Raw genomic sequence first — 13,352 nt, forward strand, 5'->3', positions numbered from 1 at the left:
TACCAATTTGGGATAACCCAATTGATATTTTCATCTAATTTGTCAACAATCTGAGTCCATCTAGTGATGGACTTTTTCTTTTGAAAAATGTAATATGGGAGTGCGAAGGAAGTGATGGGATGAATAAATTAGTAGATGTTTTATCCTGGGTGGCTATGAGATGTACTCAGAATAAATACTTAAATGCGATTAAAAATGCATTCCAGAATTATATGCCAATATCTCTTACAGGTGCTGTTGGAATGCTTTGGACAAATGTATTAGTTAATGATCATGGGGGATTAGGTACTATTTTTCCACTTATTATGGATTTGAAAATTTTTAATCCAATCTTTGAAGCATTGAATTATGCAGCTATTTCATGTATCTCTATCATAATTGTATTATTATTATCTAGTGAAATTGCTAAGGCGAATGGGGATTATGATATTTATCCTGTGATTGTCAGTTTTATATGCTGGTTGATTGTCACACCACATACAATAGATGGTTTACATATCAATCTGCTATTACACACAGATAGTGGTGCTATTGTACATACAAAACTATCTGCTTTTGTCCATATTCCAAATTATATAGGAATCACTTTGAAAGATTTTACTGCGCAGGGAATAGGTTCAATTTATACATCTTTATCAGGACTCTTTACTGCAATGTTTGTCGCTATAATTGCGACAGAACTTTATCATTTATTAAGAAACTGCGATTGTCTCTTAATTAAGCTTCCTAGTCAGGTTTCTACCAATCAGGTATTATCATTTATGAATATTGTTCCTACGTTCTTGACATGCTTAATTATGAGTTCTATCTCTTATCTTTGTATCCTAAGCACAGGTCATACACTTAATACAAATATATATAATCTTATACAGCTTCCGTTACAGCTGATGGCAGGGGATAATTTAATTGCGGTTCTTGTTTTGTATTTTATTATCTTATTGTTTTGGACTGTTGGATTCCATGGGAAGAATCTTATGTTGCCTATCGTTGAATCTTTGTATAGACCATTACTCTATATTAATATGGCAGCATTTAATGCGGGGTTAAGAGGAAAAGATATACCATATGTATTCAATTCAACGATGTTTCAGATGTTTGGAGAAGTTGGCGGCTCAGGATGTACATTAGGGGTTGTAATATATATACTTATTTTTTCTCAAAGACATGATAATCGTCTAATAGCGAATATTTCTTTATTCCCAAGTTTAGCGAATATCAACGAAACAGTCATCTTTGGTATGCCTATTGTGCTTAATCCTCTATTAGATATTCCATTTATTCTTGCACCACTTATCTGTCTTACAGTGGGATATTTCCTTATTCAAATAGGATTTTGTCCACATGTGATCATGGAGGTACCTTGGGTTATGCCACCTATTTTAATGGGCTTCCTAGTTACTGGAGGAAGTATCTATGGGGCAATATCACATCTCATATGTATATTTATTTCAGTACTTGTGTATGCGCCATTTATTTATATATATGAGAGAAAACAGAAGAAAGAAGAATATATCTATTAAAGTTACAAAAAGAGTGGATTTATGCATATAAATTTGCTTTTTTTGTAACAACTATACAATATCCTTAAGAATACTTGTTTAATCATTTTGTTAGATTATTATAAAGATGCAAAAAGAAAATAAATTTTTGCTTCCTAAATCGTCATGAGACGTCCAGCTCATGACATTTTTTTATTATTATCATTGATAAAATACCGATAAGATGATAATATATTATCATCTTAAGATTAAGGTCTTAAGATAGGAAAATCTAGTTATACATATCGTGGGGTGTAGGGACCTCATGATCTTGTGCAGATATATCTGCATCTCCTGTACATTCTTATTCGGGTGCGAGGATAAGAATGATCACTGCTCGTAAGAGTATGCTAATAATTAAATCCCTTATTGAACATGGATATAAAGTGAGTAATTAATGAAACCCTCATACTTTTAACTCATTATAACTTTGATTTTCCTAGGAACGCTGATCCTTTTAATCATTAGGGCATTGATTGAAAAACAGCCACTGCATTCATATTTCATCCATATCAAGCCAAAAGAATATTTATGTAGTGCATGATCCTCCTTATGGAGGATTCTTTTTTTACCAATTATTAATATACTCTTCACTCGATGATAACCATACTTATTATATAAGGTGCTATATTTGTGCACAGAGAGGAAGTTATATTAGAAGAAGCTGGCGGTATACTATGTGATTATCGTGGACATCTAATCAAAAATTTAGTTGCAGGCAAAGAAAACATTGTTCACGATCTGATATCTCAATGTATTAATAAGTAGGGAGACCTACTTATTTTTTTGCATTAAAAAACCTGGAATAAATCCAGGTTAATCAATAGGTTCCTGATAGAACCTTCCTTTAACAGCATTTGTTTTGACTATATTAACAAAAGCCTGCTTATCAATACTTTTAATAATTTCATAAACATCATTTACTTCTGCAGCACTGACAACTGTATAAAGCATAACACGATCTTCGTGTGTATGAGATCCTTCACCAGTAAAACGAGTCATACCATGATGTGTCTTAACTAATAGTTCTCTTTCTAATTCGTCTGCTTTATTAGATATGATGAATAATGTCATCTGCTGATCTGATTTGTGGAAAGTATCTATTGCCTGAGTAGATACGAACTGGAAGACAATAGAATAAAGAGATGCTTCAAATCCAAATAACATTCCAGAAGTTAATAATAGAATAATATTAAAACCTAGAATGATATTCCAAGAAGAAATATTCCACTTACGATGAATATAGACTGCAATAAAGTCTGTTCCACCAGAACTTGCTTTACCATATAAAGCAATAGAAATAGCCAAACCATTTAATAAACCACCAAATAAAGCAATTAATAATGGATCAGTTGTCACCTTATAAGAAGGAATCAAATCAACTAAGAATGAGTTTAAAACAATCATCAATACACTATAACCAGTAAAACGTTTTGAAATAAGTTTAAAACCAATAACAGCTGGTATCGCATTTAATGAAATATTAAGCACAGAATAAGGAACAGTAATGTTAGCATACTTTAACATTATTCTCTGTATTAATAGAGTCATACCAGTAATACCACCAGGGACTAATTCACCAGCACGTACAAATGTCTTAATATTAAAGGCCATTAAACATGATGCAAGAATAACGCATGCGAATGATTTGAGGGCTTTTATTGATCTTTTTTGTTGTATTTCCTTTTCATATAACATAAATTTAACATTCACCTCCGAAATTTCGACCAAATTGTACTATTGTTTATACAACAAAAGAACCGTAATTATGTAAAAAGTGAAAAAACACATTTACATAATCTTAAGATAATACATACACAAATATGATTTTTTTGTTAAGGAGAAAAATTTATGATGTAGGTGTCTTAAGACGACGGGAGGAAAAAAGTAAATATGAAAAAAATATTAACGCTTGTACTTACATGTGTACTTGCATTCTCACTTGCTGGTTGTGGGGGATCTAAAGATTCTTCAAATGCTGGTTCAGGAGATTTATCAGGAAAGATCTCACTTGATGGTTCTACATCAATGGAAAAATTTGTAACTGCCTTAGGCGAATCTTTCAAAGAAAAGAACCCTAACGTTACAGTTGAATCTCAGTTCACCGGTTCATCTGCTGGTATTTCTTCAGTATTAAGTGGTAAGGCTGATATCGGTGATTCTTCAAGAGCATTAACTGATGAAGAAAAGAGCCAGGGTCTTGAAGAGAATATCGTTGCTATTGATGGTATCGCAGTTGCAGTTAACAAAGATAATACTGTTAAGAATGTAACTAAAGAACAGTTAACTAAGATCTATACTGGTGAAATCACTAACTGGAAAGAACTTGGTGGTAAAGACGAAAAGATCGTTGTTATTGGTAGAGAAGCTGCTTCTGGTACGAGAGGTGCTTTCGAAGAATTATTAGAAGTAAAAGATAAATGTAAATATGCACAGGAATTAGATAATACTGGTGCAGTTGTTGCTAAATGTGCTTCTATTGAAGGTGCTATTGGTTATGTATCACTAGATGCTGTTGATAAATCAATCAACACATTACAGTTAGACGGTGTTGATTGTACAGTTAAGAACATCAAAGCTGGTAAATATGGTTTACAGAGACCATTCGTAATGGCTACTAAAGGTAAAATTGAAAAACAGTCTAAATTAGTTCAGGCATTATTCGATTACATTGATAGTGATGAAGGGCAGGCTATCATTAAAAAAGTAGGTCTAATCAGTGCTAAATAGCATTGTCGGTACCAATAAAAGTAGACAAGCATCAGAAAAGGCAGCCGCATTAATCGTTAGTGTGTGTGCTGCTTTTTCAATAGTTGCAGTCGTCGCTATTACTGCCTACATGATCTATAGTGGCACACCTGCACTTGCTAAGGTTGGTATCGGAAATATCTTATTTAAAACAGAATGGGTTCCTTCTCAAGGAAAGTTCGGTATTCTTTATATTATCTTAACTTCTATTGTTGGTACTTTACTTGCAGTCTTAATCGCAATACCTGTTGGTTTATTTACCGCAGCCGCATTAAGTGAAATGGTCACTGGTACCCCAAAGAAGATTATGAAAGCAGCTATTGAATTATTAGCTGGTATTCCATCAGTTGTTTATGGGTTACTTGGTATCTTGATCATCAACCCACAGATGTATAAGTTAGAAAAGTTTTTCTATCATACGTCTCATTCACATCAGTTTACTGGTGGGGCAAACCTCATTGCCGCAATTATTGTATTAGTGATCATGATTTTACCAACATTAATCAATGTATCAGAAACAGCTCTAGAAACTGTTCCAAATCATTTGAGATTAAGTTCTTATGCACTTGGTTCAACTAAGATTCAGACAATCTTTAAAGTAGTTATTCCAGCTGCTAAGAATGGAATCATGAGTGCCATTGTATTAGGTGTTGGACGTGCTATTGGTGAAGCAATGGCTATCTTACTTGTTGCTGGAAATGCAGTTAATTTACCAGCACCATTCAATTCAGTACGTTTCTTAACAACAGCAATCGTATCTGAAATGTCCTACTCAAGTGGTGTACATAGACAAGTATTATTTACAATCGGTTTAGTATTATTCATCTTCATTATGGTAATCAATATTGTTTTAATGAAGATTCTAAAGAAGGGTGAAGAAAATGGATAAAGCAGATTCTAAAGAAGTATCAGCTACGTCCCCATTAAAGGAAGTGAACGCTGTGGATAGAACGTTATATCATAAAAAGAAAAGAATTGGAGACACTATACTACGTGGACTTATTTACCTATGTGCTGGTTTCTCTAGTATCTTAATTCTTGTCATTATTGGTTATGTATTCTCTAAAGCCATTCCACATTTCCATTTCAAGAATTTAATTGAACCAATGAGTCAGTTATTAAACCCTGAAGGTTTATTAGGTAACATCATCAATACTCTTTATATTGTCGTAGGTACATTATTATTTGCCTGCCCAATTGGTATTGGTGCTGCCATTTACTTAAATGAATATGCAAAGAATAAGAAGTTCGTTGCTGCTGTCTCATTTACAACAGAAGTATTATCAGGTATTCCATCTATTATTTTTGGATTGTTTGGTATGATTTTCTTTGGTGAAATGTTAGGACTTGGTTATTCAGTCATAAATGGCTGTTTCACACTAACTATTCTTATTTTACCAATTATTATTAGAAACACTCAGGTTGCCTTAGAATCAGTTCCTTCTTCATATCGTGAAGCTGCATTAGGTATTGGTTCAACTAAGTGGTATATGATACGTACTGTAATCCTTCCAAGTGCAATGCCTGGTATCTTAACTGGTGTGATTCTTGGGATGGGACGTATTGTGGCTGAATCAGCTGCCTTATTATTTACAGCAGGTAGTGGTTACTTTATGCCAAGAGGATTCTTCACTCACTTAATGGAAAGTGGTGGAACACTTACTATCCAATTATATATGGCAATGAGTAACGCAGAATATGGACAAGCCTTTGTGATTGCGATGATTTTGATTATTCTTGTATTAATTATGAACTTTATCGCTAAATGGCTATCAAGTAAGTTTAATGTAGAAAAAGCAAAATAATGAGGTAAATATATATGAATAAAATGGAAATTAAGAATTTAAACTTATGGTATGGTGAAAAGCATGCCTTAAAGGATACAAGTCTAGAGATCCCAGAACATAAGATCACAGCGTTCATCGGTCCTTCTGGATGTGGTAAATCTACATTCCTTAAAACATTAAACCGTATGCAGGATTATGTAAAAGGGGTAAAGATTACTGGTCAGGTGACACTAGATGGTGAAGACATCTTTGATCCTAGAGTAGATACAACTTTATTGAGAAAGAAAGTAGGTATGGTATTCCAGCAGCCTAACCCATTCCCAATGAGTATCTTTGATAACATTGCCTATGGACCTAGAATTCATGGTATTAAGAATCATGCTGAATTAGAAAAGATTGTGATTAGATCATTAAAGCAGGCTGCTTTATATGATGAAATTGCAGATCGTCTAGATACGAGTGCATTAGGTTTATCTGGTGGTCAGCAGCAGAGATTATGTATTGCGAGATGTTTAGCTGTTAACCCAGATGTTATCTTATTAGATGAACCTACAAGTGCATTAGACCCAATTTCTACATCTAAGATTGAAGACTTGTTAATGGATCTTAAGAAAGATTATACAATTGTGATTGTAACTCATAACATGCAGCAGGCTTCACGTATTGCAGACAATACAGCATTCTTCTTACAGGGTGAAATTATCGAAACTGGTGATACAGAAAAGATTTTCTCATTCCCTCAAGATAAGAGAACAGAAGATTATATCACTGGTAGATTCGGTTAATATTTCATAATCTAAATCAATATATTATAATGAAGGGGTAAATATTATGAGAAGTCGTTTTGATAGAGAATTAGATACGCTTAATGTAGATCTTCAAAAGATGAGTGGTCTTGTAGAAAATGCGTTAGAAAATACTATTGCTGCATTTAAAAACAAGAACACTAAGCTTGCGAAAGAAGTTATGGAAAATGATCGTATGATCAATGATATGGAACGTTCTATTGAATCTATTTGTTTTAAGTTAATGTTAAGACAGCAGCCAGTGGCAAGAGATTTACGTATTGTAACTACTGCATTAAAGATTGTGACTGATCTAGAAAGAATTGGTGATCAGTGTTCTGATATTTGTGAAATTATCTTGGATTTATCTGGTAATCATATTTATAGAACAGTAGAACATATTCCAGAAATGTTAAAGACTGCAAAAGAAATGGTGCATAAGTCTATTGAAGCCTTTGTAGAAGGTGATGTAGATAAAGCCCATAACATTTCTAGAATGGATGATGATATTGATGCATTATTCTTAGATATTAAGAATGAAATCATCCAGATTATGAAAGAAAATAGTGAAAATGCAGATGATTGTTTAGATTACTTCATGATTGCGAAATATCTTGAAAGAATTGGTGATCATGCATCTAATATCTGTGAATGGTTAGATTTCATGGAAACAGGATCTATCAACCAGCAGCGTATTATTTAAGGGGGATATAACCAATGAGCGAACGTATATATGTAATAGAAGACGATGAGAATATTCAGGAAATTATCAAGTTATCTCTTGAATCAAGTGGGTATCAAATTACCCTCTTTAATAATGCGATAGATGCAATTGTAGCTATTCATGAAGATACGCCTGATCTTGCGATATTTGATGTCATGTTACCAGAATTAGATGGTATTTCAGCCATTAAACAGATTAGAAAGACTAATACAACTTTACCTATCTTAATTCTTTCTGCAAAGGATCGTGAAATAGATAAGGTAAGAGGTTTAGATTCAGGCTGTGATGATTATATGACGAAACCATTTGGAGTGCTGGAACTTGCTGCACGTGTTCGCTCATTACTTAGAAGAAGCCAGCATCATTCAAAGGTTATTAAGACAACATCTTTAGAAATTGATAAATCTAAGCATATTATTTTAAAGCAGGGTGAAAAACTTGAATTAACTCATAAAGAGTATCAGTTATTACTCTATTTAGTAGAAAATAAAGAACGTGTTGTAGAAAGAGAAGAACTTTTAAATAATATCTGGGGTTATGATTTTGTAGGCGAATCAAGAGCCTTAGATGTTCATATTCGTTCTTTAAGATCTAAACTAGGTGATGATGGACATCATTATATTAAGACAATCAGAAGTGTAGGTTATCGTTTTATTGAGGATGGTCAATAATGAGACAATCTATATTGAGATATTTTATCTCACTTTTATTAGTATCTCTATGTATCTGTAGTGCAACGAGTATATTTATTATTTCTGGTTCAATGAAAGAGGATTCTGAAAGAGAAATGATGTATTCTGTAAAACTTATAGAATATAATCTAGACTACTCTAAGGATCTCAATACACAGATAGAAACACTTAATCCACTTGCTTTCTCTGATGATACAAGAATATCTGTTATAGATGAAAAAGGTAAAGTTCTTGCAGATACATATAAGAAAGACATCTCTTCTAATCATTTGAAAAGAGAAGAAGTGCAACAGGCACTTCATTCTTCAAATCATGAAGGGTATGCAATGAGACGTTCTGAGACAACCAATCAGCCACTTCTCTATGCAGCATATTATAAAGATAACCATATTATAAGATTGTCCATCCCTTATTCAGGTGTATGGGGTTATTTCCCTGAACTTGCTCCTGCATTTTCAATTTCTATACTGATCAGTATATTATTTTCATACATAGTTGCACGTAAACTCTCTAAGAGAGTCACAAAGCCTTTGACAGAAATCAGTGAGTCTCTTAATAACATGACAGAAGACTATCGTTTTGAACTTCCAACAACAGATTATGAAGAATTCACACCTATTATTGATACAATAGAAAATCTTTCTCATCGATTAAGAAAATCTATGAGAGAAACAAGATTTGAACAAGATAAGATCAATGCGATATTAAGAAAGATGGAGGAAGGCTTTATCTTACTTGATGAGAATGGCATGATCTTAAGTGTCAATGATAGTGCTATAAAGATTCTAGGACCTTTAAAAGAAAAGGATAACTTAATAGATCATATTACTTATCCTAATCTTATAAATGCGTTAAATAGCGCACCTAAGAAACAGCGCATAGAATTAAAGATTCATGATTTTGATTACCAATGTGCAATCTCCCGCCTTCCATTTGGTACAGCACTCTTCTTTGTGGATATTACTGTAATGAAGAACTCACAGAAGATGAGAGAAGAATTCTTCTCTAGTGTATCTCATGAATTAAAAACACCTATTACAGCTATTAGAGGTTATAGTGAATTATTATCACAAGGATTCATCAATGATGAAAATCAGAAGAAGATGATGCTTTCTAAGATTCAAACAGAAGTGACTAATATGTCTTCTTTGATTAATGATATCTTGATGTTATCTAGATTAGATAGTGATGATCTCATTGTAGAAAAGGTTCCTGTAAAAATGCAGGCATTAATGAAGGATATATCAGAAGATTATGAAGGTTTATTATTGAAATATAATGTAGAGCTTCATACAGATGTAGAACCTATTACTTATATTGGAAATGGATCTCAAATAGAAACATTGATTTCTAATCTTGTAAGTAACGCTATTAAGTACAACAAAGAAGATGGTCATGTATATGTTCATATTTATAGTAAGAAAGATAACATGATCATTGAAGTCAAGGATACAGGTATTGGTATACCTCTTGCAGACCAAGGCCGTGTATTTGAAAGATTCTACCGTGTTGATAAGGGACGTAGTAGAATCAAAGGTGGTACAGGTTTAGGTCTTGCTATCGTTAAGCATATTGTTTCTTATAATAAAGGAACAGTGAAATTACATAGTCAATTAGGAGAGGGTACTTGTATTACGATTACTCTTCCTAACAAATCATAAGCTGTCATCGTACAGCTTTTTTAATTATTTTTTCTAGACACCTATTAATAGGCGTTCTCCAGCGCTTACTCAATACATCTTTTGATGGATAGTACTACAATATATATATCCAAGGAAGGGGATGTTGATATGATTTTATTTCTATTATTCTTAGTTTTACTTGTACTAGGCATTGTGTATTTCATTAAATCAAAGAAAAACAATGAACCAAATGATAAGGCGAAAAAGACATTGTTGGCTTCACTTGTTTTCTTTGTATTGTTTGTGATTCGCTGTGTATCAGTGGATGCATTCATGATGCTTGGCTTTGTCGCTTTTTTAGTGGGGATTGGCTATTTTGTATATTGCTTGTTTAAAAAACAGCCTAAGAAAAAAGCACTTTGTATGATTCTTGCAGGTTTCTTTATATTCGGATATGCAGGTAGTATCAGTGATCCAGAACCAATTGAATCTTCACCTGAAGTATCTACTACAAAAGAAGTTAAGAAGAAAAAGAAAGTAGAGAAAGTAGAAGTTGTTGATTTGAGTCAAACAGATGCACAGGCTTGGTGTGATCAAAATGGATTCCAGTTAAGTAAAGAAGAAGATTTCTCTGATAGTGTGGCAGAGGGTGGATTTATCAGTCAGTCACCAGCAGCAGGTACTAAATTAGAAAAGGGAAGTACTGTCACTGTTCACTATTCAAAGGGTAAAGAACCTACTATGGAAGATAAGAATGCACTTGCGAAAGCAGAATCTTATTCGTCAATGATGCATATGTCTAAGGCGGCTATCTATGATCAGTTGACTTCATCTTATGGAGAAGGTTTTCCTGCAGAATCAGCACAGTATGCAGTGGATCATTTAGTAGCTGATTATAAGGCAAATGCATTAGAAAAAGCTAAGGATTATCAGACAAGTATGAATATGTCTCGTTCAGCTATCTATGAACAGTTAACTTCAAGCTATGGAGAAAAATTCACTGCTGAAGAAGCACAATATGCAGTTGATCACCTACCACAGTAACTCTTTTAATAAAAGTATGAATGAAGCACAAATAAGTGCTTCATTTTTTGAAAATACACAGTTATTCCATAATAAATATGTATAATGCTTACAGGTGATAAAGCATGAAGATACTCTGGTTAATCGCACTTTTGTTGACAAGTGGATGTTCAACACGTGCCAATTCAAATTATATAGGCCAAGAAGTAAGGACGTTCTATTCAGGATTATTAAATGGTGAAGATATCTCTGTTACATGTATGGATAGAGACTATAAGACTACTTTCTTTAAAGAGATGAATAAGAATCTTCATAAGAAGGAATATAAAGAGATTGACTCTTATGTCTTTAATAAACATTTAGATGTTTCTTATACGATTAAGAAGAATAATAGACTCATGCGTTGTTATCATGGTAGTTCTAAAGTATATGGGAAGCAGTATATGAATTACTTTTTTACTATTTCGGTTTTGGAGAGTGATTTGAGTAGTCCTCAGGTAGAGATATCTTCTTTTAGTTTTACAGATAAACGTAAAGTGTCTTTAAATATTCAAGTGACTAAGGATGATCACTATTACAATGCTATAATAACTGATAAAAAGACTGCAAGAATTTATAAAGAATTTAAATATCGTTTTGATAATGAAGTCTAGAGGAAAATCTAGACTTTTTGTGTATAATATAAATATGAGCGAAAGGAGAATAGAATGAATAGCGCTAAATTTTATAAAGTATCTTATGAACAGTTTCAAATGGGAATGGAAAAGGAAGATGTAAAGGACATCTATGATGCGATTAAGCTTCCACGTCGTGCAACTAAAGGATCTGCAGGATATGATTTTTATACACCTATTGATATACATCTAGAACCTGGAGAAACAGTAAAGATTCCTACAGGAATCCGCTGTGAAATGAATGAAAGATGGGTATTAATGATTTATCCTAGAAGTGGTTTGGGATTTAAATATCGTCTACAGTTAAATAATACTGTAGGTGTTATTGATAGTGATTATTTCTATTCAGATAATGAAGGTCATATCTTTATTAAGATGACAAATGATTCAAATGAAGGAAAAGTAGTTGATGTTCAGGCTGGCCAGGGTATTGCCCAGGGAATCTTCATGACATATGGTATTACTGAAGATGATGATGCTACTGAAACACGTAATGGTGGATTTGGATCAACGACTAAATAATTCATGAAATATAAACTTCTTCTTGCAGTTATGTTACTTCTTTCAGGATGTAGTACACCTCCTAAAGAAGAAGTAAAGAAAGAGACACCAAGTGTTTCTTTTCTAGCTGTAGGGGATAATCTCTATCATCAATGTATGCTTGATGAAGCCAAGACTTCTAATGGTTATGACTTTACAGGCTATTATAAGAATATTAAGAAGTATATTCAGGCAGACTATAGTTTTGTGAATCAGGAAACGATATTAGGAGGAGGAACACCATCGGGTTATCCCCTCTTTAATGCACCTGATAGTGTGGCAGATGATTTAGAAAAGGTAGGATTTAATATAGTGAATGGTGCTACCAATCATGCATATGATCAAGGGGCATCTGGCATACTACATTCTATCCAGGTATTTAATAAACATCCTCAGATGACTTATTTAGGACTGTATGAGAATGAGGAAGAGAAACAGAATATTAAGATAGTAGAAAAGAATGGTATTAAAATTGCATTTCTATCTTTTAATCAATATGTGAATGGTGTGACTTATCAGAAACAGTTACCTTATATGATTAATTTTCAGGAATCCACTATGATGGAGAATATGAAGAAAGCAAGAGAGAATGCGGATATTGTGATAGTATCCTGCTATTGGGGTATTGAGTATGATTATCATCCTAATACATTCCAGAAGAATATGGCTAAGCAACTTGCAGATGCAGGTGCAGATGTGATTATTGGAACACATACACATACACTACAGGATGTAGAATATATTCGAAGAGCGGATGGTAAGCGTACATTAGTTGCTTATAGTTTAGGCAATTTTGTAAGTGGCATGTTGGAAGAATCATGTCAATTAGAAGGTATGCTTTCTTTTGATATAGAAAAAAAGAAAATTAAGAACGTGGTCTTTACACCACTTGTGAATTACTATACTTTAACGGGCAAAAAAGAAAGACATGATTTTTCTGTTTATCGTTTAAAGGATTATACAAATAAGTTAGTAGAGAAACATGGTTTTCCTAATCTGACTATTCCTCATATGAAAGAAGAAGTGAAACAGAAAGTAAAGAATATCAAAATTGATATGTAAGGCATTCTTTGGAGAAGTATATGATGAAGGATTATAGACGTTATCATTGTGATGAGAATAAACTCATTGATTATGGATTTAAGAAGCAGGGGCATAATTATATATATAAGAAAGATATACTAGATGGTGATTTCAGAATTGAAGTAATAATAAATGA

Annotated in this window: 13 protein-coding genes; 12 read left to right on the forward strand and 1 reads right to left on the reverse strand. The window is 33.1% G+C overall.

Annotated features, from left to right (window positions below):
* Positions 1-119 precede the first annotated feature (119 nt).
* Entirely contained in the window at positions 120-1,520 is a 1,401-nt protein-coding gene (locus tag ACT8VG_RS02190; protein ID WP_187012735.1) for a PTS sugar transporter subunit IIC, read from the forward strand.
* Positions 1,521-2,354: 834 nt separating this feature from the next.
* Here the strand turns inward: ACT8VG_RS02190 and ACT8VG_RS02195 are convergent.
* Complete coding sequence (locus ACT8VG_RS02195) at positions 2,355-3,236, reverse strand: YitT family protein (protein ID WP_187012736.1); 882 nt, start codon at positions 3,234-3,236, stop codon at positions 2,355-2,357.
* Between the two features lie 195 nt (positions 3,237-3,431).
* Here ACT8VG_RS02195 and ACT8VG_RS02200 point away from each other — a divergent pair, with 195 nt between their 5' ends.
* From ACT8VG_RS02200 to ACT8VG_RS02250, 11 genes are all read left to right on the forward strand, one after another.
* Positions 3,432-4,268: a phosphate ABC transporter substrate-binding protein gene (locus ACT8VG_RS02200; protein WP_432269807.1), complete on the forward strand. Its 837-nt coding sequence runs from the start codon at positions 3,432-3,434 to the stop codon at positions 4,266-4,268.
* The gene (pstC, locus tag ACT8VG_RS02205; protein WP_117458525.1) at positions 4,258-5,175 is read left to right on the forward strand and encodes a phosphate ABC transporter permease subunit PstC; all 918 of its coding nucleotides are present in this window, start codon (positions 4,258-4,260) and stop codon (positions 5,173-5,175) included. Before ACT8VG_RS02200 ends, pstC begins: the two co-directional genes overlap by 11 nt.
* Entirely contained in the window at positions 5,168-6,091 is a 924-nt protein-coding gene (gene pstA, locus ACT8VG_RS02210; RefSeq protein ID WP_202985951.1) for a phosphate ABC transporter permease PstA, read from the forward strand. Before pstC ends, pstA begins: the two co-directional genes overlap by 8 nt.
* A gap of 14 nt (positions 6,092-6,105) precedes the next feature.
* Positions 6,106-6,858: a phosphate ABC transporter ATP-binding protein PstB gene (gene pstB / locus ACT8VG_RS02215; protein WP_187012738.1), complete on the forward strand. Its 753-nt coding sequence runs from the start codon at positions 6,106-6,108 to the stop codon at positions 6,856-6,858.
* Between the two features lie 46 nt (positions 6,859-6,904).
* Positions 6,905-7,561, forward strand: a complete 657-nt coding sequence (gene phoU, locus ACT8VG_RS02220; protein WP_444195105.1) for a phosphate signaling complex protein PhoU — start codon at positions 6,905-6,907, stop codon at positions 7,559-7,561.
* Between the two features lie 14 nt (positions 7,562-7,575).
* The gene (locus ACT8VG_RS02225) at positions 7,576-8,253 is read left to right on the forward strand and encodes a response regulator transcription factor (protein ID WP_117458522.1); all 678 of its coding nucleotides are present in this window, start codon (positions 7,576-7,578) and stop codon (positions 8,251-8,253) included.
* The gene (locus ACT8VG_RS02230) at positions 8,253-9,935 is read left to right on the forward strand and encodes a sensor histidine kinase (protein ID WP_238928263.1); all 1,683 of its coding nucleotides are present in this window, start codon (positions 8,253-8,255) and stop codon (positions 9,933-9,935) included. The genes ACT8VG_RS02225 and ACT8VG_RS02230 overlap by 1 nt, the downstream gene beginning before the upstream one ends.
* A gap of 129 nt (positions 9,936-10,064) precedes the next feature.
* Positions 10,065-10,940, forward strand: a complete 876-nt coding sequence (locus ACT8VG_RS02235; RefSeq protein ID WP_444195106.1) for an Ltp family lipoprotein — start codon at positions 10,065-10,067, stop codon at positions 10,938-10,940.
* A 104-nt stretch (positions 10,941-11,044) separates the two neighbouring features.
* Complete coding sequence (locus ACT8VG_RS02240) at positions 11,045-11,572, forward strand: hypothetical protein (protein WP_432269808.1); 528 nt, start codon at positions 11,045-11,047, stop codon at positions 11,570-11,572.
* 54 nt (positions 11,573-11,626) lie between these two features.
* Positions 11,627-12,115: a dUTP diphosphatase gene (locus tag ACT8VG_RS02245; RefSeq protein ID WP_040390041.1), complete on the forward strand. Its 489-nt coding sequence runs from the start codon at positions 11,627-11,629 to the stop codon at positions 12,113-12,115.
* A 3-nt stretch (positions 12,116-12,118) separates the two neighbouring features.
* Positions 12,119-13,195, forward strand: coding sequence for a CapA family protein (locus ACT8VG_RS02250; RefSeq protein WP_444195107.1), 1,077 nt, complete (start codon positions 12,119-12,121; stop codon positions 13,193-13,195).
* Positions 13,196-13,352 lie beyond the last annotated feature (157 nt).

It is taken from the genome of Catenibacterium sp., assembly GCF_052354645.1.
GTDB lineage: Bacteria > Bacillota_I > Bacilli_A > Erysipelotrichales > Coprobacillaceae > Catenibacterium > Catenibacterium mitsuoka_A.